The sequence below is a fragment of the Bradyrhizobium sp. 23 genome (assembly GCF_023073295.1).
Lineage (GTDB): Bacteria > Pseudomonadota > Alphaproteobacteria > Rhizobiales > Xanthobacteraceae > Bradyrhizobium > Bradyrhizobium canariense_D.
The window spans coordinates 443,546-468,948 of the sequence record NZ_JADPJF010000064.1 but is presented as its reverse complement, the minus strand read 5'-3'; the positions used below and the strand labels follow the sequence as shown (position 1 = coordinate 468,948).

The following is a 25,403-nucleotide window of genomic DNA, read 5'->3' as shown; positions in this document are numbered from 1 at the left end:
CCGAGGCAGTCTGGATTGCTTCGTCGCTTCGCTCCTCGCAATGACGAAGGCTACGGCTCGCCCGGCTTGAACGGCTCCTGCTTGTCCGGCGGCACGGTCTCTTCGGCCATTGCGAGCAACATCGCGACCATCACGTAATTGCCGGCGACCGCGGTGAGGTCGACGATCTGCTGGTCGTTGAAGACCTTCTTCGCGCGCGCGAAGGTTTCGTCGCCGACCTTCTTCGTCGCGGTGAGCTCGGTGACGAAGTCGTAGACGACGGCCTCGTCCTCGGCCATGTTCGCAGGCCGCTTATTGGCCTTCAGCTCCGCGACGATGTCGGGCGACAGCCCCGCTTTCGCCGCGAGCGGCGCATGGGCGTACCACTCCACCTGCGAGCGCCATTGCCGCCCGATGATCAGGATCGCGAACTCGTTGAGTTTTGTCGGGACCGAGGTCTCCCAGCGCAGATAGTGGAATAGGTCGAACAGACGCTGGCCGAGCACCGGGCTGCGGATCATCGGATTGTAGGGACCGCCGATGCCGACGCTCGAGACCTTCATGATCTGCTCGCCGAGGGGCTTCTGCTTGGCGTCGAGCTGGTCCATGGTGAGCTGAGGAAAGCGCGGCTCCCTGCTGGTGGCGGGACCGGCAAACATCGTGGCGGCGAGCCAGCCGCCTGCGGCGGCAAGCGTGAGCGACGGCAGCCAGAGTGGCGTTGAGTTCATGTTCTCCTCCCGGTTTTTCTTGACCCGGGGGATGCTAGTCGAGCGGCGCCAGCGCGGTATCGCTAGATAGCGCCGATCTCGGCAAGGCAGGCTTGCGTCAGCGGCATGCGCTCTCCGACCAGGCGCGGCTCCTTGCAGTCCATGTTGAGCGCGAACACGGTGTGCGCTTCGCCCTTCTCGGCCCAGCCCACCATCCAGCCAAGCGATGGCTCGCCGCGCTCGGCGCCAAGCAGCCCGGACTTGGCGCGAATGACGCTATCGCCGACCTTGGTAACCGGCAGGATGTCAGCGACGAGATCCTGGCTGCGTTTCGAGATCGGCAGTGCGCGGCGGCGCAGCCGGTCGATGAAATCGACCTGCTCGACCGGATCGATGCGCAAGGCGCCGGTGAGCCAGAACTGATCGATGCCGCCGCCGATGTCGCGATTGCCATAGTCGAACAGATCGACGTACTTTTGCATGCGTTCTTGCCCGATCCGGCGCGCGATCTCCTGATAGACCGGCACCGCGCTGACGAGAATCGCGCTGCGCAGCGTGTGGTCCTTGTTCCAGGCCTCGATCGGACGCTTCACGCCGTCCCAGGGAAATACGTCCTTGTCGGGGTCAGTGACCACGCCGGTTTCGAGCGCAATCAACGAGTTCGGAATCTTGAAGGTCGAAGCCGGCAGCTTCGCCTCGCCCGAACGTTCCTTGTCGCTGGCGACGACCAGATAGTCCTCGACCTTGTAGCCGACGAACGTCCCCGCCGTGCCGAGGTCAGTGAAGCGCTTTGCGAGGCTGTCACGGATTTCATTTCGCGGTGGCGCGACGTGAGCGAATGCACGCGATGGCAGGATCGCGGTTGCGGCGAGAAGGCCGAGAGTGGAACGGCGGGTAAGCACTGGCGATGTCCGTTACGCGATGAAGATGGCCGCGACCATGCAGCCGCTAAGTGGTGAAACGATGACAGCTACCGCCTGCCCGACAGCCGCAGCACGAACACCAGCACCTCGGCGACGGCCTTGTAGAGGTCCGGCGGGATCTCCTCGCCGAGTTCGACCTTGGAGAGCGCACCGGCCAGGATCTCGTTCTCCTCGATCGGGATGTCGTTGGCCTTGGCGATCTCGACGATTTTTTCGCCGATCGTGCCCTTGCCCTTGGCGACGACGACCGGCGCGTTGCTGCCCCTCTCGTAATGCAGCGCAATCGCAAGCTTCGACGGGTCGCTCATGTAGCGCGATCCAGAAAGTGGCCGGCGCGGGCCGGTGCGGGCTGTGGCGGCGTGCCATCGCGGACCAGGATGTCGCCGGGCTTGAGCTCGGCCCTGGTCAGTGCCTGGTTGAGCTCGCCGATTCCGGCGCGAAGCTGCTGTGCGGTCGTCGGCCGCTCCGCCCACATCCGCAGCACGAAGGTCTTGTCACCGTTGAGCGTAATCAAAGCGTGCACGGGGCCGGCCGGCTCGACATTCAGCGTGAAGCGCGCGCGCCAGGCGCGCCTGGCGGGATCGGCGGATTCATTGCCGCCGTCGCGCGAGATCTCGAACTGCGCCATTGCCGTGCCCTGCGGCGTTGCGAATGGAATCTCGAAATTCCACTGCGGCACGCTCGGATCAATCTTGTGACCGCTGGCGTCGGTGCGATCGGGGAGCGAAGCAACCTGGAGCAACGTCTGGCGCGCGAGAGCGGCATCGGTGTCATCGAGCAGGCGATGCACGGTCGCAGCGAGCGGCGTATCCGGTACGAGTGACGGCGAGGCAATGAATTGCGGCGACGGCAGCGCGCCGCGAACCGGTGGTGGCGTCGCGCGCGCGGCGGCTTCGAAAATATGTCCGTCGGGTACGGCCTTGTTCGAGCCCGGCACGTTTCCCGTCATTCGCGGCAGACCTTGCGTGATCTCTTGCAGGAGGGTCGCGGCAAGGCCTGCGGTCATGGCCCGCGGCACCGCGGCCTGCGGAGCACCGCCAGCGATGTCCGCCAACACAGAGGCTGCGATATTGACGCTGCGCGGCATTTGCGGTGATTGGGCGATCTCGGGTTCGGTTGCCGGCAATGCGGCCTGCGTCTCCGCGGCAGTGAGCTGCGGTGTCGCCACGGTACCAGCCGGAAGGGCGGCACCTTGCGCCTGTGGCGCAATCGCCTCGAGCGTCGTCAGCGTTTGGCGCAGCACCAGCAATGCCGCCTTCAGGTCTGGCATCGTGCCGGAGGACGGCGTCGCGCCCTCGGCGAGCGAGGCTTCGAGGAATAGGCCGGATTTTTGGAATGCGGATTCAATGTCGCCGCCATCGAGCCCGGTGTTGAGCGGCGTCTGCTGCGCCAGCACGCCCAGCATCGCCTGCTTCAGCCCCGCCGGAAGATCGCTACCGGTGACGACCGCGGCCAGATTGGCGAACAGCGGCGCCTGGCTGCCCTGCTTTGTGACCGCCTCGGCCGAAGCTGCGGTAACGGCGACCTGCTCCGATGGCGTCAGCACGTTGCGTCCCGCGCTCGCCGACGGAGCAATCGGCGGGCTGTCAACCAGCGAGGCCGCAGCCGGCGTCAGCGTGACCTGATCGGCGGTCGCCTCGCCTCCCCCGCCCATGACGGCGAGCCGGATGGTGCCGCCGTTCTGCGACACCGCAAGCTGGAGATTCTGGCCTGGTGCCAGCGCCACCTCGGACATCACATCCATCGACAGGTTGGCGATCGCGATCCGCACCAGATTATCGGCGAGCACGCTGACGACTCTTGCGTCGACGATGCTGCCGGCCTGCAGCACAAGATCGGGCGTCACCGCGTCAGCAACAGGGCTGGCGGCACTGACGGGAACGATCGAGCTTATCGGCGTCGGCATGGCGAGGGGCCCGGGGAGCGTAGGCCCTACCCTAAGGCCGCCCTCGTAAACCTCTCGTTAAGGACCTTTGGCCGCCGGCGGGTTCACAGCGGCCAAAACCGTCACGGCGGCCTGAAAGTCCCTGAGGCGGGCGGCGCGGCGGCCGGCCGCTTCCTCGTCCACGCCCCATTTCTCGTCGTTCCAGTCCTCATCGACATAAGCCGCCGCCCAGACCTGGCCGGCATCGCGCACGCCATGGGCCAGCGCCAGCGCCAGCAGGGCCGAGCCGGTCAGGGTGGTGATCACGTGGAGGGCGGCGACCGACCAGGCATCCCCCGGCAGCGCCGCACGCGCGGCCTGGACGGCCGCCTCCGGCTGCGTCACAGGCATGACGCCTTCCGACAGGATGAAATGCGCTCCCAGCGTCTCCGCGGCCCAGAACAACACGGGGTCCCAATGCGCGGCCTCGCGGGCGACGAGCCCCTCGGGATGGCCGGCGCGATAGAACAGCAGATCGGACTGGAGATACTTTGCGAGGTCGTCGCTGACGAGATCGACGCAGTCGACGACGCCCTCGACCACGCTATTGGCGATCCGCGTCAGCGGCATCGTCATGGGATTGATCGTCTCTTTCTGATCCGCCCACTCGGCAGCCACTGCGTCGGCTAGCACGCGCGCAGGGATGATCACCTGGCGGCCGGACGGCGTGCGGATCGCCTTGCCGTCAAGCGTGATGGCAAAGCCGCCCTCAGCCTCAGCGACCCCCACCTCCTTGTAGAAGCGCTTGCGCAGCGGCACGCGCGAGGCCTGGCGGACCAACTCCTGCGGATCAAGCGGGGATCGCCCCGCAGCTTCATCGAACAATTCGCGCATCTGGTTTTCGGCCCTGATCACTCAATGCTAGGCTTGTAAGGTAAGAGCGACGACCGATAAAGCGAGCGGCAGGTATGAGGGAACTTGCGGGCATTGTGGCTCTGGTCGCCGGGTTTTGGCCGGCCGCGGCGCAGGGCGGCTTTCGGACTCCGGAATCGGTGGTCCGCAACGTCTACGCTCATTACGGCCAGGGCGCGCCGGAGCTCTCAAAAGGCCTGCCGCAGGATGGCGCCACCGCCCGGCAATTCTTCGCCCCCTCTTTGCGCAAGGTGTGGTCCGCGCCGCGGGTCGAGCCCTACGATTTCCTGGTGCAGAGCCCGAGCTGGAAGCTCGGCCCGGTCGCGATCGCGGTCATTCGCAGGCACCGACAAGACCTATGTCGCGGCGAATTTCGACAACCGCGGCCGGCCGGTGACTCTGAACTTCATCCTGGTCAGCGGGCCCGAGGGCTGGTTGATCACGGATGTCGAGAGCCCGCACGATAGCCTGCGGACGTTTCTAGAGCACTTTCGGAATTGAGCGGGCTTCATTATTCGGAGCGCAGCGAAGCAACCCGATTGCAAACTCAATTACTCTTCCGGCGCGTTCTCGATCGGATCAAACCGGCTCGCATCGAGCCCGAGCAGGTTCCATGACTGCTGCATGTGCTGCGGCAGCGGCGCGGTCGCATCAATGAAGCCGCCGCGGGGATGCGGGATGACAATGCGGCGCGCCAGCAGGTGCAGCCGGTTTTGCAGGCCGCCCGGCAGTTGCCAGTTCTCGATGTTGAAATATTTGGGATCGCCGACGATGGGGTGGCCGATATGTTCCATGTGGGCGCGCAGCTGGTGGGTGCGCCCCGTCACCGGCTTCAGCGACACCCAGGTCAGCTTGTTGCCGGCGGTCTCGACCACCGCATAGTACGTGACAGCGTGGCTTGCGCCCTCGTCGCCATGCTGGGCGATGCGCATGATGGTGTCGTCCTCGCTCTCCTCCTTGGCAAGGAATGTCGAGATGCGGCCCTGCTTCGGCTTCGGTAGCCCGGGCACCAGCGCCCAATAGGTTTTTCGCGCCGAACGCGACCGGAACGCGCCGGTCAGATGCGAGGCGGCAAAGCGGGTCTTGGCGACCAGGAGACAGCCCGACGTCTCCCTGTCGATGCGGTGCACGAGGCGCGGCTTCTGGCCCTTCGAATCGCGCATCACCTCCAGCATCTGGTCGATGTGTCGGGTCATGCCCGAACCGCCCTGCACGGCAAGTCCGGCCGGCTTGTTCAGCACGAGAACGTCGTCGTCCTCGTAAATCGTCATCTCCTTCAGCGCCGCAAGTGTCTTTTGCGCCGCCTCCGACTGCGGATTGGGTGCCTTCGGCGTGTCGAGCTTCAGCGGCGGAATCCGGACGCTCTGGCCCTCCTCCAGCCGATCCTTGCTGTCGACGCGCTTGCCGTCGACGCGCAGCTCGCCTTTGCGAACGACGCGCTGAATGTGGGAGAACGACAGGCCGGGAAAGTGCGCTTCAAGGAAGCGATCGACGCGCATGTTGTTCTCGTCGGCCGTCACCTTGACGGTCTGCACCTTGGTCGGCAGCAATGCCTCGACGGGCTTTGCCGGTGCAGCCTTTTCTGGTTCAGCTTTGGGCGCGCGCCGCTCGACGCGCTCGCTCGCAAAGCGCGGCGCCTTCGCGCCCGGCTTGCCGCCCGGCCGCAGCCCAGCAGGCTTCGCGCTGCGCGCCTTGAACGGGCGCGCCTCCTTGCGCTCGTCGCGCGAACGGGGCTTTGGATCGGTTCTTTTGATGCGGCGGCTCATGGTGCCTGCCTAGCTCAAAACCGGCCTCACGTCACGGCGAAATGGCGATTTTGGCTTCAGCCACCCCGCTCCTTGCGCAACTTGGCCCAATAATCCAGCCGCTTCCTGATCTCCCGCTCGAACCCGCGATCGGGCGGGTCGTAGAAGGTCTGGCGGCCCAGGGCTTCCGGGAAATAATCCTGGCCGGAGAAGGCGTCGGGCGTGTCGTGGTCGTATTCGTAAGATGCGCCGTAGCCTTCCGACTTCATCAGCTTGGTCGGCGAGTTGAGGATATGTTTCGGCGGCAGCAGCGAGCCGGCCTGCTTTGCGACCTGCATTGCCTTGCCGAAGGCGGTGTAGACGGCGTTCGATTTTGGCGCGGTGGCGAGATAGACCACCGCCTGCGCGATCGCGAGCTCGCCCTCGGGATGACCGAGGAAGTCGAAAGCGTCCTTGGCTGCGTTGGCGATGACGAGCGCCTGCGGATCGGCAAGCCCGATATCCTCGATCGCCATGCGCACGACGCGGCGGGCCAGAAACAGCGGATCCTCGCCGGCATCGAGCATGCGCGCGAGATAATACAGCGCGGCATCGGGATCGGAGCCCCGCACTGACTTATGCAGCGCCGAGATCAAATTGTAATGGCCGTCTGCCGACTTGTCGTAGATCGGCGCGCGGCGCTGCAATATCTCCTGCAATTGCGCGGCGTCGAAAATCTCGTCCTTGCGCGCGGCGCGCCAGACTTCCTCGACGAGCGTCAGCGACGCGCGGCCGTCGCCATCGGCCATGCGCACCAGCACGGCGCGCGCTTCCTCGTCGAGCGGCAGCTTGCGGCCCTCGACCTCCTCGGCATGCGCAAACAGCTTTTCGATCGCGGCCGCGTCGAGCGAGCGAAACACCAGCACACGCGCGCGGGACAGAAGCGCCGCGTTGAGCTCGAAGGACGGATTTTCGGTGGTGGCGCCGACCATCACCACCGTGCCGTCTTCCATGACGGGCAGAAAGGAATCCTGCTGGGCGCGGTTGAAGCGATGCACCTCGTCGACGAACAGCAGCGTGCCCTTGCCCATCTCGCGGCGTGCACGCGCGGCCTCAAAGGCCTTCTTCAAATCGGCGACGCCGGAGAACACCGCGGAGATCTGCTCGAAATGCAAATCCGTGGCGTCCGCGAGCAGCCGCGCGACCGTGGTCTTGCCGGTGCCGGGCGGGCCCCAGAACACCAGCGAGCCTAGCGTGCGCGTCTCCAGCATGCGCGTCAGCGCGCCGTCGGGACCCAGGATGTGATCCTGGCCGACGACCTCCGAGAGCGCGCGCGGCCGCAGCCGATCCGGCAGCGGATGCGGAGCCTCGTGATCGAGCCCCGCCGCGGCGAAGAGAGTTGGCGTCCCCTGTGGTCGTTTCGGACTCATCCGCCCAGCGTGACGTTGATCTGCTGGCCGCCGCGCACCAGCGTGATGCGCCAGATCCGCTGGCGCTCGGCCGCCGCTTTTTCGAGGTCGCTGGTCTTGCTGATCTTTTGGTTGTTGACCGCCAGGATAACGTCGCCCTTCTGGAAGCCGACATTCGCCGCCGCGCTGTCGCCCCCGAGATCGGTGACCACGACGCCTTCGGTATCGGCGTCCAGATGCAGCTCGTCGGCGAGCGCGGGGGTGATGGTCGAGACCTTCGCACCTTGGAGAGGCGAGCGCGCGGTGATGACGAGCTCGTTGCGGCCGGTATCGGGCGCGGCGTCCAGCGCCACCGTCAGCTTGACCGGCTTGCCGCCGCGCTGCACGTCGATCTGCGCCGTGCCGCCGAGCGGCCGTGTGGCGAAGCGATAGTCGAAGGCGTTGGGATCATCCACCGTCTGGCCGTCGATCGAGACGATCAGGTCGGAGGATTTCAGCCCGGCCTTGGCCGCCGGTCCGTTCGGAACGACGCTTGCGACCAGCGCACCGGTCGGCGAACGCAGCCCGAGGCTCTCGGCGATCTCCGGCGTCACCGCCTGCAATTTCGCCCCTAACCAGGGCCGCTTCACCGCTTTGCCGCCGCCCTTGGCGGAGGCGACGACGACGCGCACCATGTTGGCGGGGATCGCGAAGCCGATGCCCTGCGAGCCGCCGGAGCGCGAATAGATCGCGGTGTTGATGCCCGCGAGCCTGCCGTTCATGTCGACCAGCGCGCCGCCGGAATTGCCGGGATTGATCGCCGCGTCGGTCTGGATGAAGAACTGGTAGTCGGTGATGCCGACCTGCGTGCGCGCCAAGGCCGAGATGATGCCGTGGGTGACGGTCTGGCCCACGCCGAAGGGATTGCCGATCGCCATCACGACGTCGCCGACCATCAGCTCGTCTGAATTGGTGAATTCGAGTGCCGGAAACTTCTCCTTGGTGTCCTTCAGACGCAGCACCGCGAGATCGCTGCGAGAGTCCTTCAGCACGATCTCGGCGTCGAACTCGCGCTTGTCCGACAGCGACACCTTGACCTGGTCGGCGCCTTCAATGACGTGGACGTTGGTGACGACGAGCCCGGACGCATCGACGATCACGCCCGAACCAAGCGAGCGCTGCACCTGCTCCTGCTGCTGGCCGGGCACGCCGAAGAAGCGGCGGAAGATCGGGTCGTCGAGCAGGGGGTTGCGGTTCTGCACCACCTTGGCAGCATAGACGTTGACGACCGCCGGCTGCACCCGCTGCACGATCGGCGCATAGGACAGCCGCAGTTCGGCGGGCGAGGACGGCACGCGGCGGTCTTGCGCGGCGGCCGGATTGAAGTTGGCCGAAAAGGCTATGCACAGTGCCGTGACGACGGCGGTCCAGGTCGATCGAAACATTCCTACCTCTTGGAAAAGACGCCGGAATATAGGCGCGTTCGCCCCCCAATAGAAGGGCGCCCGGCGGCCTATTCGACCCCCTTTTTGGTGTGTCCAGCCTGCAAGCTCTGCGTGCGAAATGGCAATTTGCCGGGGCTGCCGATTGGCATGATGTGCGTCATCTTGCATGGTGGTGCAACGCGGATTCGGTTGCGGCGAATTTACACCAGTGGGAACCGCACAACCGGACGCGGCGTCGCGGGGTAGTCATCGATCACACCTAGGCTCTCCGCCAGCGACTTTGGGGAAGTTCGTCAAACGATGGAGTCATGACGTGAGCAGGACAAGAATTGCAGCCACGGCGATTGGTCTCGCCGCCGCACTGGCGGCCCCGCATGCCCAGGCCCAATCGGCCAGCAGCAGCGAGCAGGAGATCGCGCTCCTGAAGCAGCAGTTGAAAATGCTGGAGCAGAAGCTCGACAAGCTCCAGAGCCAGACCGCAGCGAATACCGCGGCCACGGCGAAGGCCAGGCTTGAGGCGAAAGCTGAGGCGCGGTCCGAAGCGAAAGCCGTCGTCGCCAACGCCAACGCGGCGATCCCGCTCAAGGGACCGGCGCCTGCCTCCGGCGTTGTCGTGACGATGCCGAACAACCGGCCGACCATCTGCACTGCCGATGGGGTAAACTGCGTCGGGATCACAGGTCGCGTGCATTGGGACGTCGGCGGCTACGACTATCGGCCCAACACGGCCGCAACCGTGCCGCAGAAACTCGATAGCGGCGAGAATGTCCGCCGCGCGCGCATCGGTCTCGCCGGCAAGTTCTTCAACGACTGGAATTTCGCGCTGGTCTACGACTTCGGCGGCTCCTCCGATGGGTTTGGCGGCGCAGCTCCGGGTTCGCTGCCCGGCGGCGGCGTCTCCGGCGTCGAGAACGCCTATCTCAGCTATACCGGCCTGAAACCGTTCGGCGGTAAGATGGCCATCGAAGGCGGCATCATGGACCTGCCCTACACTCTCGATGAAGCCACGAGCTCCAACGACATCATGTTCATGGAGCGCGCCTCGGCCGGCATCGTCGCCACCAGCATCGCCGCGGGCGACTTCCGCTCGGCTGTCGGCACGCGCTGGTACAACGACCAGCTCTGGATCGGCGGCTATGTCACGGGGCCCTCGACCGGCGCGATCCATTCGGCGTCGAGCGCAGCACCGAACGGTGCCTCCGAGCAGTATGGCGCCGTCGCCCGCGTTGCGGGCCAGGCCGTCAGCGGCAAGGATTACTCGCTGCATCTTGGCGGCAATGCCGAATGGCTGATCCAGCCGTCGCGCAACATGGTGACGGGTGCGCAGACGGTGACGCTTAACGATCGTCCGGAACTGCGCATCGATCCGACGGCACTGGCCACGACCGGCGCAATCGCCAATGCCTCCGGCGCGCAGGTCTACAGCGTCGAAGCGGCCGCCACCTATGGGCCATTGATCCTGCAAGGCGAGTGTTTCTGGTACAACATCGATCGCAGCGCCAATACCGGCCTGCCGCCGCTGGGTGCGCCGAGCCTCAAATTCCAGGGCGGCTACGCGCAGGCCGGTTACGTGCTGACGGGCGAGGGTCGCAGCTACAATGCGGCGAATGCGGCCTATGGCGGCGTCAAGCCGGCGCACCCGTTCTCGCTCGAGGGCGGCGGCTGGGGCGCGTGGGAAGTCGCGGGACGCTTCTCCACGATCGATCTCAACGATCAGCTCGGGACCGCCACCGGCATCGCGGGCGGCCGGCAGACCGTCTACACCGCGGCGCTGAACTGGTACGTCAACGGCAACGTCCGTTTCATGCTGGACTATCTGCATGGCACGGTATCGAGGCAGGCCTCGCCGGTCTCGACCGCCGATGTCGGCTCGAAGTTCGATGCGGTCGCGATGCGGACGCAGTTCGCGTTCTAGGTCTCGCCTGTCGTCCCGGGGGCGCGCAAAAAACGCGAACCCGGGACCCAGCACCTGCAACACTATCGAAGGAGACAAGCCATGAAGGCCGTCGGCTACAAGAAATCGCTTCCGATCGAGGATCAGGACGCGCTGTTCGATTTCGAGACCGCCAAGCCCGAACCCAAGGGCCGTGATATCCGTGTCGCCGTAAAGGCGATCTCGGCCAACCCGGTCGACTACAAGGTGCGCAAGCGCGCCGCTCCGCCCGAGGGCGAGACGAAGATTCTGGGCTATGACGCGGCCGGCGTGGTCGACGCCGTCGGTCCCGACGTCACGCTGTTCAAGCCGGGCGACGAGGTATTTTACGCCGGCTCGATCCTGCGCCAGGGTACCAATTCAGAATTCCACCTTGTCGACGAGCGCATCGTCGGCAACAAGCCGAAGAGCCTGTCGTTCGCGCAGGCCGCGGCTCTTCCCCTCACCTCCATCACCGCCTGGGAGCTGTTGTTCGATCGGCTTGGTGCGGTGCCCGGCAAGATTGTCGATCCGCGCACGCTCTTGATCACCGGCGGCGCCGGCGGTGTCGGCTCGATCCTGATCCAGCTCGCCCGCCGCCTCACCGGGCTGACGGTGGTCGCGACCGCGACGCGGCCGGAGTCGCAAAAATGGTGCCTCGATCTCGGCGCCCATGCGGTGATCGACCACGGCCAACCGATGAAGGAGCAGATCGAGAAGCTCAAGCTGCCGCCGGTCGCGCTGGTGGCGAGCCTCACCTTCACCGACCAGCACTACAAGAGCATTGCCGACTTCATGGCGCCGCAGGGCAAGTTCGGCCTGATCGACGATCCCCCGGAATTCACTGTGAGCGCGTTCAAGGGCAAGGCAATCTCGGTGCATTGGGAATCGATGTTCACGCGCTCCTCGTTCCAGACCGCCGACATGATCGCGCAGCATCATCTGCTCAACGATGTCGCCGACCTCATCGACAAGGGCGTCTTGCGCACGACGCTCGACCAGACCTTTGGCACAATCAGCGCGACCAATCTCAAGCGCGCGCACGCGCTCTTGGAGAGCGGCAAGTCGCGCGGTAAGATCGTGCTGGAGGGGTGGTAGGCCGAAGGCTCAAGAGGGCGCCGCATTCGTCTGAGGCGGACGCGTCGCCCGCTCGATAAAGCCCTTCGCGAGCGCGTGGTAGATCCCTTCCTCGCAGATCATCCGCGATGTGGCATGTGCAATCAGGGCGGCGGCCATCAACGGCACCACCATGGCGTGGTTGTCGGTCATCTCGGTCACGATGACGAAAGCGGTGATCGGCGCCTGCACCACACCGGCAAAATAGGAGACCATGCCGAGCAACATGATCGCACCGAGCGGAGCGTCGTGGAAGAAGGACGCGATATTGCTGCCGAGGCCGGCTCCAACGGCGAGTGACGGCGAAAAAATTCCGCCGGGTATGCCACTGATTGCCGCGAAGGTGGTGGCGAGAAGCTTGAGGATGCCGAAGTCCTGCGGCAGTGGTGCGCCCTGCTCCAGGGCCGTCTTTACCTGCTGGTAGCCTGTGCCATAGATCGTATCGCCGGAGACAATGCCGCAGATCGCGACTGCGAAGCCGCACACGAGCGCAAACCACAAGGGGTGGCCCTTGACCGAACGCCCTAGCGGATGGGCGAAGCCGCGCGCCATCACGATGACGATACGGCTGAAGATGCCGCCAGCCAAACCGCCGACCACGCCGCACACCGGAACCGCCAGCCAGTCGACGCCGGGGGCCAGCGCCGTCGCACTGCTGCCGAAATAGGCGTAGTTGCCCATCAGCGCGAGCGAGGTCAGGCCGGCCGCTATCACCGCCGCGATAATGAGACTGCTGGTGCGCGTCTCGAAAGCACGGCTCATCTCCTCGATGCCGAAGACGATCCCCGCCAGCGGTGTGTTGAAGGCGGCCGCGACGCCGGCGGCCGCGCCGGCCAGGATTAATCCGGGCTGGCGGCGTGGCGAGACGCGGCCGAGCGCGAACATGATGGAAGCGCCGACTTGAACGCTCGGTCCTTCCCGGCCGACGGAGCCGCCGCACAGCAGGCCGAACAAGGTGAGGATCACCTTTCCGATCGCGATTCGGATCGAGACCAGGCTCTCGCGCGCCGCCTGGTCGGTCAGATGCCGCGCAGCGATCGCTTGGGGAATGCCGCTGCCCTGTGCATTCGGGAACAGCCGGATGGTCAGATACGCCGAGAGCATGAAGCCGAGAGGTGTCACCGCGAGCACGGCGTAGCGCGACTTGGCCAACAGCAGCGTGAAGGCGTGCTGGGCGAGATCGGCGAGTTGCGCCAGCGCCACCGCCGCGGCGCCAACCCCGATCCCACCGAGCACGAAGATCGCCCGCCGCTGCCATCGCGCGGATGTCAGCCTGAACAGGCGTTTGTGGCGGGTCGACAGGGGCCAGAGCATAAAATCGAGGTTTAGCCGGTCCCGCCGCGAATTGAAGGGGCTATCGAGCAGACCAGCTAGACTGGAACCACGCCCTCGACGAACATCAACCGTCGCTCCAGCGCCGCCTGCCGCAGCTTCAGCGCTTCGGCATATTCCGCCGACGCGTACCATTCCTGCGCCCGCGCCATCGATGGGAACTCCACGATGATGATGGTCTTGGGCCGCGGGCCGCCCTCCACCACCTCAGTGGCGCCACCACGCACGAGATAGCGGCCGCCATATTGAGCGATGGTTGCCGCGGCCAGCTCGCGATAGGCTTCCATCGTGGCTTGATCGCGCGCCTCGACCTCCGAAATCACATAGGCCGGCATGAGTTGATCCTTTTGTTTTGAGCATGATCTTTTCGGAAAACCGCGTCACACTTTTCCGGATCATGCTCTAGGCAATCGTGTTGACGATGCCGCCCTCCGCGCGCAGCGCCGCACCGTTGGTCGCCGAGGCTTCCTTCGAAGCCGCATACACCACCATGTTGGCGATCTCATCGACGCTGGCGAAGCGCTGGAGCAGCGAGCTTGGGCGATGTTGTTTGACGAAATTGGCCGCGGCCTCATCGACCGACTGGCCGTTCTGCTTGGCAAGATCCTTCACGAACGTCTCGACGCCCTCCGACATTGTCGGGCCCGGCAGCACGGAATTGACGGTGACGCCGGTGCCCCGTGTGAGCTGCGCCAGGCCCCGCGCGACCGAGAGCTGCGCCGTCTTGCTCATGCCGTAGTGGATCATCTCGACGGGAATGTTGAGCCCGGACTCCGAGGAGATGAAGACGATTCGGCCCCAGTTGCGCTTGAGCATGCCTTTCATATACGCACGCGAGAGACGCACGCCGCTCATCACGTTGACCTCGAAAAAGCGGCTCCAGTCCTCGTCCGGAATGTCGAAAAAGTCCCTCGGCTCGAAGATGCCGGCATTGTTGATGAGGATGTCGACGTCTGGCAGCGCCGCGGCCAGCGCCTTGCAGCCCGCCGCGGTCGAGACGTCGGCGGCGATGCCGCGGACCTTTCCGCCCGCCCCTTCCAGCTTGCGCACGGCCGCATCGACCTTGTCCTGGCCGCGTCCGTTGATCACGACGCTCGCACCCGAGCCGGCAAGGCCCTTGGCGATGGCGTGGCCGATGCCGGCAGTCGAGCCGGTGACGAGGGCGGTCTTTCCGGACAGGTCGATGTTCATGCGTGATCTCCGTTGATGCTTGCGGAGATATTGGGCGCTGCCGGCACGATAGCAATCGGCACTCACCGACGCGTGAGGAGCGGGACGTAACCAACAGGACGGCCAATAAAAAAGCGGCGCCCGAAGGCGCCGCTTTCTGAAAACTCTCTGCCGGTCGGCTTACGCCGCCTCGGCTTCCTTTTCCTGCACCGGACCGGAATCCAGGCCCTTGGCATCGACATCACGATCGACAAACTCGATCACGGCCATCGGGGCGTTGTCGCCGTAGCGGAAGCCGGCCTTGATGATGCGGGTGTAGCCACCCTGGCGATCCTTGTAGCGGGGCGCGAGCGTGTCGAACAGTTTCCTGACCTGATCCTTGTCACGCATCTCCGAGATGGCCTGACGGCGCATGGCCAGCCCGCCCTTCTTGCCGAGGGTAATCAGCTTCTCGACGATCGGACGCAATTCCTTCGCCTTCGGCAGCGTGGTGACGATCTGCTCGTGCTTGATCAGCGCGGCGCACATGTTGGCGAACATCGCGCGGCGATGCTCAGCGGTGCGGTTGAGCTTGCGATGAACCTTGCCGTGACGCATTTATCTATTCCTTGAATTTCATTCGTCGCGACGGTTCGTCGGACCAGTTGCTCAGGTGGGCTGCCTGCGTTCGCCCGCTAAGGCGCGATGAATTCGCGCCTTAGCCTGTTGTCGTTCGGATCAGTAGTGATCCTCGAAGCGCTTGGCGAGCTCGTCGATGTTCTCCGGCGGCCAGCCCGGCACTTCCATGCCGAGGTGCAGACCCATCTGGGCCAGCACTTCCTTGATCTCGTTCAGAGACTTGCGGCCGAAGTTCGGAGTGCGGAGCATTTCCGCTTCGCTCTTCTGCACGAGGTCGCCGATGTAGACGATGTTGTCGTTCTTCAAGCAATTGGCCGAGCGCACCGACAGCTCGAGCTCGTCCACCTTCTTGAGGAAGGCCGGGTTGAAGGCGAGGTCCGGGATGATCTCCTGGGCGACTTCCTTGCGCGGCTCTTCGAAGTTGACGAACACGTTGAGCTGATCCTGCAGGATGCGCGCCGCGTAGGCCACGGAATCATCCGGCGTCAGTGCGCCGTTGGTCTCGATCGTCATGGTCAGCTTGTCGTAGTCGAGGATCTGGCCCTCGCGGGTGTTCTCGACCTTGTAGGAGACCTTGCGGACCGGCGAGTACAGGCTGTCGACCGGGATCAGGCCGATCGGTGCGTCCTCGGGGCGGTTGCGCTCGGCGGGAACGTAGCCCTTGCCGGTTGCGACCGTGAACTCCATACGGATCTCGGCGCCCTCATCGAGCGTGCAGATCTGCAGGTCGGGATTGAGCACGACGACGTCGCCCACGGTCTGGATGTCGCCGGCGGTGACGACGCCCGGTCCGGACTTCTTGACGACCATGCGCTTGGGGCCTTCGCCCTGCATCTTGATCGAGATGTCCTTGATGTTGAGCACGATGTCGGTGACGTCCTCACGGACGCCCGCGATCGAGGAGAACTCGTGCAGCACGCCGTCGATGTGCACCGACTGCACTGCCGCGCCCTGGAGCGAGGACAGCAGGATGCGGCGTAGCGCGTTGCCGAGCGTCTGGCCGAAGCCGCGCTCGAGCGGTTCGGCGACGATGGTCGCGAAACGGGTCGGATCGCTGCCGGGCTGTACCTGCAGCTTGTTCGGCCGAATCAGTTCTTGCCAATTTTTCTGGATCGTCACTGTTTCACCCATACAGGCCAGTCAGACTGCTGTTGCAGGCACTGGCGTTGGAGAAAGGCCGCAGATCATTTCCACGGCTTTGCAAAAAATCATCGCGGGCGCCAATGCGCCCGCAATCTGGTATCAAACGCGCCGACGCTTACGGGGACGGCAACCGTTGTGCGGGATCGTGGTCACGTCGCGGATCGAGGTGACGGTGAAGCCCGCGGCCTGCAGCGCCCGGAGCGCCGATTCGCGGCCCGAACCGGGACCGGCGACTTCGACTTCCAGCGTGCGCATGCCGTGCTCCTGCGCCTTCTTCGACACGTCCTCGGCGGCAACCTGTGCGGCATACGGGGTCGACTTGCGCGAGCCCTTGAAGCCCATCGTGCCGGCGGAGGACCAGGCAATCGTGTTGCCCTGCGCGTCGGTGATGGTGATGGTCGTGTTGTTGAACGACGAGTTCACGTGCGCGACGCCGGAGGCGATGTTCTTGCGCTCACGACGACGAACGCGGGTGGCTTCCTTGCCCATAGACTACCTTTCCTGAAGATCTCAACGCCGCCGTAATGCCAGCGGCTACACCTGTGGAACGAAAGGCGCGTGGCGAACGGGTCATCCCCGGGTCGCCACACGCCGTGATTGGATGCGAAAACTTACTTCTTCTTGCCGGCAATGGCCTTGGCCGGACCCTTGCGCGTACGCGCGTTGGTGTGGGTACGCTGGCCACGCACCGGCAGACCGCGACGATGGCGCAGGCCGCGATAGCAGCCGAGGTCCATCAGACGCTTGATGTTGATGCCGACCTCACGACGCAAATCGCCCTCGACCATATAGTCGCGGTCGATCACTTCGCGGATCTGGAGCACTTCGGCGTCGCTGAGCTGATTGACGCGACGATCCACCGGGATCTTCACCTTCTCCAGAATCTCAGCGGCGATCTTCTGACCGATGCCATGGATGTACTGGAGCGCGATCAGCACGCGCTTGTTGGTCGGGATGTTCACGCCGGCAATACGGGCCACGGCCTTCTCTCCTGTCGCCAATCCCTCGTCAGGAATCGGGCTTTAAGTGCTTGGTTTCTCGGGCAGGTGTTCACAAACGCGAACACGACGCCCACCCCTGGTCTTCCTGGGGCCCGGCATCGTTTGAAACTATCCGACTTGGATGCGGGCTTATTAGGGGATTCAGGGGGCTTTCGTCAACCGCTGCTAGCGCTTAGCTCGCCTTTTCGTGACCTTTTTTGCGGCCTTTTTGGCACCTTTCTTGACAGCCTTCCTGGCGGTCTTCTTGGCTGCCATCTTCTTTCCTGCCTTCTTGGCGGCTTTCTTGACGATTCTCTTGCCCGCCTTCGTAGCCTTCTTGGCCGCCTTCTCGGATTTGGCAGCCTTTTTGGCCGCTTTCGCAGACTTTTTGGCCGATTTCTTCGCCGCCTTGGCCTTTCTGGCCGGGGCCGCCTTTGTCGCACTCCGGGCGCGCGTCTTGCCATGTGCCTTGCCATGCGTCTTGGGCTCGACCGCCCCGAGCGCCAGGAGCTGGCGATGGATGGCGCGGGTGACCTCATCGATGGCCATCATGCCGTCGATGGTCGAGAGCTTGCGCCGCTCGGAATAGTAGTGAATCAGCGGTTCCGTCTGGCTGCGGTAGCTGGCGAGTCGCTTGGTCAGGACCTCCGGGGTGTCATCAAGCCGGACCTCTTCCCCGCGCTCGCGCATCTGGGCGACGCGAGTCTCGACGCGATTCAGGAGCGCGCTTTCGTTGACGCGGAGCTCGATCACGGCATCGAGCTTGAGGTGCTTGTGCTTGAGCAGCTCATCCAGCGCCTCGGCCTGCGGCACGGTCCGCGGGAAACCGTCAAGGATGAAACCGTTTTTGGCATCCGGCTGATCGATCCGATCGGAGATGATCCCCACCACGACATCGTCTGGCACGAGACCGCCGCTGGCCATGATCTCCTTAGCCTTGAGCCCGACCGGCGTTCCGGCCGCCACCGCTGCACGCAACATCTCGCCGGTCGAGAGCTGGACGATGCCATAGCGCTGCACCAGCAGCTGCGCCTGGGTGCCCTTGCCCGATCCCGGTGGCCCCAGAAGTATAATTCTCATCGGCGTACGCCCCCCGATTGGTGCGCGATACGTCGCGCGCCCGTGTTTTGAAGTCCAGTTACAGTGCAAATCATAATCAGCGCCGCACCGCTACCCATATCATAGGGGAGCAAATGGCCGGACGCCAAGAAGCCTTTGAGATCAATGCTTGCACGACAGGAAGAGCGACTCTGCCGAGGCGACCGAATGGCCGGCTCGCCGTCCGCGCGCATTGCACGCGCGGCGAATCGGCGGCGCAATCGCGCCGCCCGAGGGACGCCGCGCTTAACGGCGGCGGCCGCGCAGCTTCGACTTCCGGATCAGGCCTTCGTACTGATGCGCCAGGAGATAGCCCTGCACCTGCGCCACCGTGTCCATGGTGACGCTGACGACGATCAACAGCGAAGTGCCGCCAAAGTAGAACGGCACCGACGCGTAGGAGATCAGGATTTCCGGAATCAAGCAGACGATCGCCAGATACACCGCGCCGAGCACGGTGATCCGCGACAGCACGTAGTCGATATATTCCGCGGTACGCTCGCCCGGGCGGATACCCGGAATGAAGCCGCCGTGCTTCTTCAGATTGTCCGCGGTCTCGGTCGGATTGAACACGATCGCGGTGTAGAAGAAGGCGAAGAACACGATCAGCGCCAGATACATGATCAGGAACAGCGGACGGCCGTGGCCGAGCTGGGTGTTGATCCACTGGAACCATTCCGGCCCACTGCCCGCGTTGAAGTTCGCGACCGTGGTCGGCAGCAGCAGCAGCGAGGACGCGAAGATCGGCGGGATCACGCCCGAGGTGTTGAGCTTGAGCGGCAGATGCGAGGACTGCCCCTCGAACATCTTGTTGCCGACCTGGCGCTTCGGATACTGGATCAAGAGCCGGCGCTGGGCGCGCTCCACGAACACGATGAAGGCGATCACGGCCACCGCCATGATGATGACGACCAGAATCAGGCCGGTCGACATCGCACCCTGACGGCCGAGCTCGAGCATGTTGGCGAGCGCCGCGGGCAGCTCGGCGACGATGCCGGAGAGAATGATCAGGGAAATGCCGTTGCCGATGCCGCGCGACGTGATCTGCTCGCCCAGCCACATCAGGAACATGGTGCCGCCGGTCAGCGTGATCGCCGTCGACAGGCGGAAGAACATGCCGGGGTCGCTGACGACGTTGCCAGCGCCTTCGAGGCCCACCGCAATGCCGTAGGACTGGAACGCGGCCAGGATCACCGTGAGATAACGGGTGTACTGGTTCAGCAGCTTGCGGCCGGACTCGCCTTCCTTCTTCAGCGCCTCGAGCTGCGGCGAGACGGTGGTCAGGAGCTGGATGATGATGGAGGCGGAGATGTACGGCATGATGTTCAGCGCAAAGATCGCCATGCGGTGAATGCCGCCGCCAGCGAACATATTGAACATGCCGAGGATGCCGCCCGCCTGGGAGCGGAACACCTGCTCCCAGATGTTGGGATCGATGCCGGGCAACGGGATGTAGGTCCCGAGCCGATAAACGAGCAGCGCGCCCAGGGTGAACCAGATGCGCTTCTTCAGTTCGTCGGCCTTGGCAAACGCACCGAAATTGAGATTGGCTGCCAGTTGTTCCGCTGCAGAGGCCATCTTGGACTTTCTCCCGCCGCTTATTGCGCCGTTATGCCCGCGGCCGGGCTACATTATACCGGACACCGGACATTATCTGGGGCTACGGCTTCGATAAGTCCATCGTCCCGCGTGCGTAAAGGCCCGCGAGCCGCGGGCCGATGACGCAGTTGTTACGCCGCCTCGCCTTCTTCCTTGGCAGGCGCGAGGATCTTCACCGAGCCGCCGGCCTTCTCGACTGCCGCGATCGCGGTCTTCGAGGCGCCGTGCACTTCGATGTTGAGCTTGGCCTTGAACTCGCCGCGGCCGAGCAGCCGCAGGCCACCCTTGGCGCGGCGCAGCACGCCGGCCTTGACCAGGGATTCGACGTTCACGACGCTGCCGGCGTCGATCTTCTTGGCATCGACCGCATCCTGGAGCCGGTCGAGATTGATCTCGGCGAACTCCACGCGGAAGATGTTGTTGAAGCCGCGCTTGGGCAGACGGCGATGCAAGGGCATCTGGCCGCCTTCGAAACCCTTGATGCGCACGCCCGAACGCGCGGTCTGGCCCTTGCCACCGCGGCCGGCCTGCTTGCCCTTGCCCGAACCAATGCCGCGGCCGACGCGCATACGCTTCTTGCGCGAGCCGGCATTGTCGGCGATATCGCTGAGCTTCATCGCCCTGCTCCTTGTTTCTTGCGCATGACCTTCACCGAAAACGGGTCCCGCTTCGGGATCGTGCGCCTTTGCTTACTTCTCGTCGACAATGCGAACGAGATGGTGAACTTTCAAGATCATGCCGCGGACCGCCGGGGTGTCCGGCAGTTCGCTGATGCGGCCGATCTTGTTGAGCTTGAGCCCGATCAGCGTCGAACGCTGCGAGTGATGGCGGCGGATCGCGCTGCCGGTCTGCTCGAGCTTGATCGTCTTTGCGGTCGTAACGGCACTCTTGGCCATAGGCGTCTACTCCGAAAAGCTTCCGTTATTCGGCAACCGCCTCGGCGTCACCACCGATACGGCGGGACTGGAGGGTGGACACCTTGATGTTGCGGCGGGCAGCGACCGAGCGCGGCGAATCCTGATGCTTCAGCGCATCGAAGGTCGCGCGAACCATGTTGTACGGGTTCGACGAGCCGATCGACTTCGCAACCACGTCCTGGACGCCGAGCGTCTCGAACACGGCGCGCATCGGACCGCCGGCGATGATGCCGGTACCGGCCGGAGCTGCGCGCAGGTAAACACGGCCCGCGCCATGACGGCCGGCGATGTCGTGATGCAGCGTGCGGCCCTCGCGCAACGACACGCGGGTCAGGTTGCGCTTGGCGGATTCGGTTGCCTTGCGGATCGCCTCGGGCACTTCGCGCGCCTTGCCGTGACCGAAGCCGGCGCGGCCCTTCTGGTCGCCGATCACGACCAGCGCTGCGAAACCGAAGCGCTTGCCGCCCTTGACGACCTTGGCGACGCGATTGATGTGGACGAGCTTGTCAACGAACTCGCTGTCGCGCTCTTCCCTGCGTTCACGTCCGCCGCCGCGTTGATCGCGTCCACCACGTTGTTCGCGTTCTGCCATGGTTTTTCCAGTCCTTCAGAGGCTTACGCCTCAATCCTCAAATTCTGTTAGAAGCTCAGCCCGCTTTCACGCGCCGCGTCGGCAAGAGCCTTGACGCGCCCGTGATAGAGATAGCTGCCGCGATCGAACACGACTTCCTTGACACCCTTCTCGGCGGCGCGCTCGGCCAGCAGCTTGCCGACCGCCTTCGCCGCATCGATGTCGGCGCCGGTCTTGCCGCCATCGCGCATCGACTTCTCGAGCGACGAGGCAGAGGCCAGCGTCTCGCCCTTCAGGTCGTCGATGACCTGGGCGTAGATGTGCTTGGACGAGCGGAACACCGACAGGCGCGGACGGCCGCCACCCGAGCGGCGCAGCTTCAGTCGTACACTGCGCTTGCGCCGGGCATTCGTAACCTTGGCTTTCGACATGACCGGCTCCGTTACTTCTTCTTGCCTTCCTTGCGGAAGATGAATTCGCCAACATACTTCACGCCCTTGCCCTTGTAGGGCTCCGGCGGACGATAGGAGCGAATCTCGGCGGCGACCTGGCCGACGCGCTGAATGTCGCTGCCGGTCACCGTGATCTCGGTCGGCTTCGGCACGGTGATCGTGATCCCCTCCGGGATCGCGTAGACCACATCGTGGCTGTAGCCGAGCGCGAGCTGCAGGTTCTTGCCCTGCAGCGCGGCGCGGTAACCGACGCCGGTGATTTCGAGCTTCTTCTCGAAACCCTTGGTGACACCCTCGACCAGATTCGCGACCTGGGCGCGAGCGGTCCCGTACAGGGCCCGCGCGCGGTTGGTCTCGACCCGCGGGTTCACCTTGACCTGGCCGTTGTCGAGCTTCACCTCGACGTCGTTATGGACGACGAACTGAAGCTGGCCCTTCGGCCCCTTCATCTTGACGGTCTGCCCGTCGACGGTCGCGGTCACACCCGACGGCACCGCTACCGGTCTTTTGCCAACACGTGACATGGATCAAAAATCCTTCTCAGAACACCGTGAAGAGAACTTCGCCGCCCACGTTCGCTTCACGCGCACTGTGGTCAGCCATGATTCCCTTCGGCGTCGACAACACCGAAATGCCGAGTCCGTTATTGACCCGCGGCAGGTTCTTCACCGAGGCGTACACGCGACGTCCGGGCTTGGAGACACGCTCGATCTCACGGATAACGGGCTCGCCGTCGAAATACTTCAGCTCGATCTCGATCTCGCTGCGGCCCGAGGAATGCTCGAGCGTCGCGTAACCGCGGATGTAGCCTTCGCTCTTCAGCACCTCGAGCACGTTCTCGCGCATCTTCGAGCCAGGCGTGGAGACCTTGTTCTTGGAGCGCATCTGCGCGTTACGGATGCGGGTGATCAGATCGCTGATTGGATCGTGCGTAGACATCTAAACGACCCTCCTTACCAGCTGGACTTCACGAGGCCCGGGACCATGCCCTTGGAGCCAAGGTCCCGCATTGCGATGCGGGACAGTTTGGTCAAGCGATAGTTCGAGCGCGAACGGCCCGACAGCTCGCAACGCAGACGGATGCGGGTCGCCGACGAGTTGCGCGGCATTTCCGCCAGCTTCAGGGTCGCAGCGAACCGCTCCTCCATCGGCAACGTCTTGTCGGCGATGATCGCCTTCAACCGCTCGCGCTTCGGGGCGGCGTTCTTCGTCATCCGCTTGCGCCGGTTGTTCTTCTCGATTGAACTCTTCTTTGCCATGCTTGGCTCCTGGGTATCCGCGTTTGAGAGGCTTTAGGTCAGCGTCTCACTGCCGGAACGGGAAATTGAATGCGGTCAACAAGGCCCTCGCCTCGTCGTCGGTCTTGGCCGTGGTGCAGACGGTGATGTCCATACCGCGGGATTCCGTGACCTTGTCGAAGTCGATCTCGGGGAAAATGATGTGTTCCTTGAGGCCGAGCGAGTAGTTGCCGCGGCCATCGAAGCTCTTCGGGTTCAAGCCGCGGAAGTCGCGGACGCGGGGCAGCGCGACCGTCACCAGACGATCGATGAACTCGTACATACGGGCCTTGCGCAGCGTGACCTTGCAGCCGATCGGCTGGTTCTCACGCAACTTGAAGGTCGCGATCGCGATCCGCGAATAGGTCACGATCGCCTTCTGGCCGGCGATCTGGGTCAATTCCGCAGCGGCGTTCTCGGCCTTCTTGCGGTCGTTGACGGAATCGCCAACGCCCATGTTCAGCACGACCTTGTCCAGGCGCGGAACCTGCATGACGTTCTCATAACCGAACTTCTCGGTCATTTCCGTCCGGATCTTCGCGTCGTATTCCGCGCGCAGGCGCGGTGTGTAAGCGGCCTCAGCCATCGATCTCAGCTCCCGAGCTCTTGGCGATGCGGACCTTCTTGCCGTCCGCCAGAATCTTGAATCCGACGCGGGTCGGCTTCCCGTCCTTGCCGACATACGCGATGTTGGACAGTTGGATCGGCGACTCTTTCGAGATGATGCCGCCCTCCTGGGCCTGCGTCTGCTTCTGGTGACGCTTGACCATGTTGATGCCGCGCACCAGCGCCGTACCGGCGTCGGGACGCACTTCGAACACCTCGCCGGTGCGGCCTTTGTCGCGGCCGGTCAGCACGACGACCTTGTCGCCCTTGCGGATCTTCGCAGCCATCACAGCACCTCCGGCGCGAGCGAGATGATCTTCATGTGGTTCTTGGCGCGCAGCTCGCGCGGCACGGGCCCGAAGATACGGGTACCGACCGGCTCGGACTGATTGTTGATCAGAACGGCGGCGTTGCGGTCGAAGCGGATGACCGAACCGTCGGCGCGGCGAATGTCCTTGCGGACGCGCACCACGACGGCCTTCATCACGTCGCCCTTCTTCACCTTGCCGCGCGGAATAGCTTCCTTGATCGAGACAACGATGATGTCGCCGATCGTGGCGTAGCGGCGCTTGGAGCCCCCGAGCACCTTGATACACATGACACGGCGTGCGCCAGAATTATCGGCCACGTCGAGGTTGGTCTGCATCTGAATCATTGATGCACCTCGTCCTCTTCTCTTTGCGCCAGCCCAGCCGGCGCTCAACATTAACCTGAAGTCAGTCGGCTAAAGCCAACAGATCAGGCGCTTTTCTTGTGTTCGCCCCGGATCACGACCCAGCGCTTCAACTTCGAAATCGGCTTCGATTCCTCGATCCACACCATGTCGCCCGGCTTGAACTCGTTGCTCTCGTCGTGCGCGTGGTAGTTCTTCGAACGGCGGATCGTCTTCTTGTAGATCGGGTGCGTAAAGCGGCGATCGACGCGCACCACGATGGTCTTGGCTTGCTTGTCGCTGACGACCACGCCCTGCAAAGTACGTTTCGGCATCTTCGTAAGCCTCTTACTTCTTCTTCGCGCGCGTCTGCGCGGCGACGGTCTTGATCCGGGCGATGTCACGGCGGGCTTCGCGCAGGCGCGAGGTGTTCTCGAGCTGCCCGGTGGCGCGCTGGAAGCGCAGGTTGAAGCGCTCCTTCTTCAGGTTCAGGATGGCGTCGTCCTGCTGATCGGGGCTCAACGCGCGGATGTCTTCGATTTTCATCTGGGCCATGGCCATTACTCCGCAATGCGCTCGACGAAGCGCGTCTTGATCGGCAGCTTGGCTGCCGCCAGGGTCAGCGCTTCACGCGCCGTCTGGGTGTTGACGCCGTCGATCTCGAACAGCACCCGGCCCGGCTTGACGCGCGCGACCCACAATTCCGGCGCGCCCTTGCCGGAACCCATGCGGACTTCGGCAGGCTTCTTCGACACGGGAACGTCGGGGAATATGCGGATCCAGACGCGGCCGGCGCGCTTCATGTGGCGGGTCAGCGCGCGGCGAGCGGCTTCGATCTGGCGCGCGGTGACGCGCTCAGGCTCGGTCGCCTTCAGACCGAACTGGCCGAACGCCAACGTCGCGCCCGAAGACGCAACGCCGTGGATACGGCCCTTATGCGCCTTCCGGAACTTCGTTTTCTTAGGTTGCATCATGGCTTCAAGCCCTCAAATTCTCTGTGCTGGCGTCAGGCTGCAGC

The 25,403-nt window shown here is 64.2% G+C and carries 32 protein-coding genes and 1 pseudogene; 3 read left to right on the top strand and 30 right to left on the bottom strand.

Translation table 11 applies throughout. From position 1 onward, the window contains the following. Positions 1-50: 50 nt before the first annotated feature. From IVB32_RS17470 to IVB32_RS17450, 5 genes are all read right to left on the bottom strand, one after another. Positions 51-707 carry a hypothetical protein gene (locus IVB32_RS17470; RefSeq protein ID WP_085384236.1) on the bottom strand — a complete coding sequence of 219 codons (657 nt, stop codon included), beginning with the start codon at positions 705-707 and terminating at the stop codon, positions 51-53. 62 nt (positions 708-769) lie between these two features. Then, complete coding sequence (locus IVB32_RS17465) at positions 770-1,588, bottom strand: penicillin-binding transpeptidase domain-containing protein (RefSeq protein ID WP_085364670.1); 819 nt, start codon at positions 1,586-1,588, stop codon at positions 770-772. A gap of 68 nt (positions 1,589-1,656) precedes the next feature. Then, positions 1,657-1,917, bottom strand: coding sequence for an EscU/YscU/HrcU family type III secretion system export apparatus switch protein (locus tag IVB32_RS17460; RefSeq protein ID WP_085351295.1), 261 nt, complete (start codon positions 1,915-1,917; stop codon positions 1,657-1,659). Then, positions 1,914-3,515, bottom strand: coding sequence for a flagellar hook-length control protein FliK (locus tag IVB32_RS17455; RefSeq protein ID WP_247410786.1), 1,602 nt, complete (start codon positions 3,513-3,515; stop codon positions 1,914-1,916). The genes IVB32_RS17460 and IVB32_RS17455 overlap by 4 nt, the downstream gene beginning before the upstream one ends. A gap of 57 nt (positions 3,516-3,572) precedes the next feature. After that, positions 3,573-4,367 (bottom strand): ATP12 family protein, encoded by a 795-nt coding sequence (locus IVB32_RS17450; protein WP_247410785.1) that lies wholly within the window; start codon positions 4,365-4,367, stop codon positions 3,573-3,575. A 74-nt stretch (positions 4,368-4,441) separates the two neighbouring features. Between IVB32_RS17450 and IVB32_RS17445 the strand changes: the two are divergent. Next, positions 4,442-4,886: pseudogene (locus tag IVB32_RS17445) on the top strand (hypothetical protein). A 50-nt stretch (positions 4,887-4,936) separates the two neighbouring features. Here IVB32_RS17445 and IVB32_RS17440 read toward each other — a convergent pair. From IVB32_RS17440 to IVB32_RS17430, 3 genes are read right to left on the bottom strand one after another with little or no spacing between them, the layout of a single operon-like run. Next, positions 4,937-6,151, bottom strand: a complete 1,215-nt coding sequence (locus IVB32_RS17440; protein WP_085351292.1) for an RluA family pseudouridine synthase — start codon at positions 6,149-6,151, stop codon at positions 4,937-4,939. Positions 6,152-6,207: 56 nt separating this feature from the next. Next, positions 6,208-7,539 (bottom strand): replication-associated recombination protein A, encoded by a 1,332-nt coding sequence (locus IVB32_RS17435; RefSeq protein WP_247410784.1) that lies wholly within the window; start codon positions 7,537-7,539, stop codon positions 6,208-6,210. Then, positions 7,536-8,942, bottom strand: a complete 1,407-nt coding sequence (locus IVB32_RS17430; protein WP_247336081.1) for a DegQ family serine endoprotease — start codon at positions 8,940-8,942, stop codon at positions 7,536-7,538. Before IVB32_RS17430 ends, IVB32_RS17435 begins: the two co-directional genes overlap by 4 nt. A 313-nt stretch (positions 8,943-9,255) precedes the next feature. Between IVB32_RS17430 and IVB32_RS17425 the strand changes: the two genes are divergently transcribed. Further along, positions 9,256-10,857, top strand: coding sequence for an OprO/OprP family phosphate-selective porin (locus IVB32_RS17425; RefSeq protein ID WP_247410783.1), 1,602 nt, complete (start codon positions 9,256-9,258; stop codon positions 10,855-10,857). Between the two features lie 81 nt (positions 10,858-10,938). Further along, positions 10,939-11,952, top strand: a complete 1,014-nt coding sequence (locus IVB32_RS17420) for a zinc-binding alcohol dehydrogenase family protein (protein ID WP_085360809.1) — start codon at positions 10,939-10,941, stop codon at positions 11,950-11,952. A gap of 9 nt (positions 11,953-11,961) precedes the next feature. On the opposite strand, the gene IVB32_RS17415 is transcribed toward IVB32_RS17420, so the two are convergent. From IVB32_RS17415 to rplP, 22 genes are all read right to left on the bottom strand, one after another. Further along, positions 11,962-13,284, bottom strand: a complete 1,323-nt coding sequence (locus IVB32_RS17415; protein WP_085351288.1) for a chloride channel protein — start codon at positions 13,282-13,284, stop codon at positions 11,962-11,964. A gap of 56 nt (positions 13,285-13,340) precedes the next feature. Then, positions 13,341-13,637, bottom strand: coding sequence for a DUF1330 domain-containing protein (locus IVB32_RS17410; protein ID WP_085351287.1), 297 nt, complete (start codon positions 13,635-13,637; stop codon positions 13,341-13,343). A gap of 67 nt (positions 13,638-13,704) precedes the next feature. Further along, positions 13,705-14,493: an SDR family oxidoreductase gene (locus tag IVB32_RS17405; RefSeq protein WP_085351286.1), complete on the bottom strand. Its 789-nt coding sequence runs from the start codon at positions 14,491-14,493 to the stop codon at positions 13,705-13,707. Positions 14,494-14,652: 159 nt separating this feature from the next. Continuing rightward, positions 14,653-15,069: a 50S ribosomal protein L17 gene (gene rplQ, locus IVB32_RS17400; RefSeq protein WP_018456461.1), complete on the bottom strand. Its 417-nt coding sequence runs from the start codon at positions 15,067-15,069 to the stop codon at positions 14,653-14,655. Between the two features lie 120 nt (positions 15,070-15,189). Next, a complete protein-coding gene (locus IVB32_RS17395; protein WP_007603046.1) occupies positions 15,190-16,221 on the bottom strand; it encodes a DNA-directed RNA polymerase subunit alpha in 1,032 nt (343 codons plus the stop codon). A gap of 111 nt (positions 16,222-16,332) precedes the next feature. Next, on the bottom strand, positions 16,333-16,722 hold the full coding sequence (gene rpsK / locus IVB32_RS17390) for a 30S ribosomal protein S11 (RefSeq protein ID WP_007603045.1): 390 nt from the start codon (positions 16,720-16,722) through the stop codon (positions 16,333-16,335). 122 nt (positions 16,723-16,844) lie between these two features. Continuing rightward, complete coding sequence (gene rpsM, locus IVB32_RS17385) at positions 16,845-17,213, bottom strand: 30S ribosomal protein S13 (protein WP_247410781.1); 369 nt, start codon at positions 17,211-17,213, stop codon at positions 16,845-16,847. Positions 17,214-17,399: 186 nt separating this feature from the next. Continuing rightward, positions 17,400-18,293 carry an adenylate kinase gene (locus tag IVB32_RS17380; RefSeq protein WP_204511513.1) on the bottom strand — a complete coding sequence of 298 codons (894 nt, stop codon included), beginning with the start codon at positions 18,291-18,293 and terminating at the stop codon, positions 17,400-17,402. Positions 18,294-18,557: 264 nt separating this feature from the next. Next, a complete protein-coding gene (gene secY / locus IVB32_RS17375; protein ID WP_007611601.1) occupies positions 18,558-19,889 on the bottom strand; it encodes a preprotein translocase subunit SecY in 1,332 nt (443 codons plus the stop codon). A 152-nt stretch (positions 19,890-20,041) separates the two neighbouring features. Beyond that, positions 20,042-20,527, bottom strand: coding sequence for a 50S ribosomal protein L15 (gene rplO / locus IVB32_RS17370; protein WP_027518586.1), 486 nt, complete (start codon positions 20,525-20,527; stop codon positions 20,042-20,044). Positions 20,528-20,599: 72 nt separating this feature from the next. Then, positions 20,600-20,806: a 50S ribosomal protein L30 gene (gene rpmD / locus IVB32_RS17365; RefSeq protein WP_018456457.1), complete on the bottom strand. Its 207-nt coding sequence runs from the start codon at positions 20,804-20,806 to the stop codon at positions 20,600-20,602. Positions 20,807-20,831: 25 nt separating this feature from the next. Continuing rightward, positions 20,832-21,419: a 30S ribosomal protein S5 gene (gene rpsE / locus IVB32_RS17360; protein ID WP_007603037.1), complete on the bottom strand. Its 588-nt coding sequence runs from the start codon at positions 21,417-21,419 to the stop codon at positions 20,832-20,834. 47 nt (positions 21,420-21,466) lie between these two features. Further along, complete coding sequence (gene rplR / locus IVB32_RS17355) at positions 21,467-21,829, bottom strand: 50S ribosomal protein L18 (protein WP_007603036.1); 363 nt, start codon at positions 21,827-21,829, stop codon at positions 21,467-21,469. Between the two features lie 11 nt (positions 21,830-21,840). Next, positions 21,841-22,374, bottom strand: coding sequence for a 50S ribosomal protein L6 (gene rplF, locus IVB32_RS17350; protein ID WP_007603035.1), 534 nt, complete (start codon positions 22,372-22,374; stop codon positions 21,841-21,843). A gap of 16 nt (positions 22,375-22,390) precedes the next feature. After that, complete coding sequence (rpsH, locus tag IVB32_RS17345; protein WP_007603034.1) at positions 22,391-22,789, bottom strand: 30S ribosomal protein S8; 399 nt, start codon at positions 22,787-22,789, stop codon at positions 22,391-22,393. A 14-nt stretch (positions 22,790-22,803) separates the two neighbouring features. Continuing rightward, positions 22,804-23,109, bottom strand: a complete 306-nt coding sequence (gene rpsN, locus IVB32_RS17340) for a 30S ribosomal protein S14 (protein WP_007611604.1) — start codon at positions 23,107-23,109, stop codon at positions 22,804-22,806. Positions 23,110-23,155: 46 nt separating this feature from the next. Beyond that, positions 23,156-23,713, bottom strand: a complete 558-nt coding sequence (gene rplE, locus IVB32_RS17335) for a 50S ribosomal protein L5 (RefSeq protein WP_007603032.1) — start codon at positions 23,711-23,713, stop codon at positions 23,156-23,158. Beyond that, complete coding sequence (gene rplX, locus IVB32_RS17330) at positions 23,706-24,020, bottom strand: 50S ribosomal protein L24 (RefSeq protein ID WP_007603031.1); 315 nt, start codon at positions 24,018-24,020, stop codon at positions 23,706-23,708. The genes rplE and rplX overlap by 8 nt, the downstream gene beginning before the upstream one ends. Then, entirely contained in the window at positions 24,020-24,388 is a 369-nt protein-coding gene (gene rplN / locus IVB32_RS17325) for a 50S ribosomal protein L14 (RefSeq protein ID WP_007603030.1), read from the bottom strand. The genes rplX and rplN overlap by 1 nt, the downstream gene beginning before the upstream one ends. 83 nt (positions 24,389-24,471) lie before the next feature. After that, positions 24,472-24,720 (bottom strand): 30S ribosomal protein S17, encoded by a 249-nt coding sequence (gene rpsQ / locus IVB32_RS17320; protein ID WP_007603028.1) that lies wholly within the window; start codon positions 24,718-24,720, stop codon positions 24,472-24,474. A 13-nt stretch (positions 24,721-24,733) separates the two neighbouring features. Then, positions 24,734-24,940, bottom strand: coding sequence for a 50S ribosomal protein L29 (gene rpmC / locus IVB32_RS17315; RefSeq protein WP_007603026.1), 207 nt, complete (start codon positions 24,938-24,940; stop codon positions 24,734-24,736). Between the two features lie 5 nt (positions 24,941-24,945). Further along, positions 24,946-25,359: a 50S ribosomal protein L16 gene (gene rplP / locus IVB32_RS17310; protein WP_007603024.1), complete on the bottom strand. Its 414-nt coding sequence runs from the start codon at positions 25,357-25,359 to the stop codon at positions 24,946-24,948. Positions 25,360-25,403 lie beyond the last annotated feature (44 nt).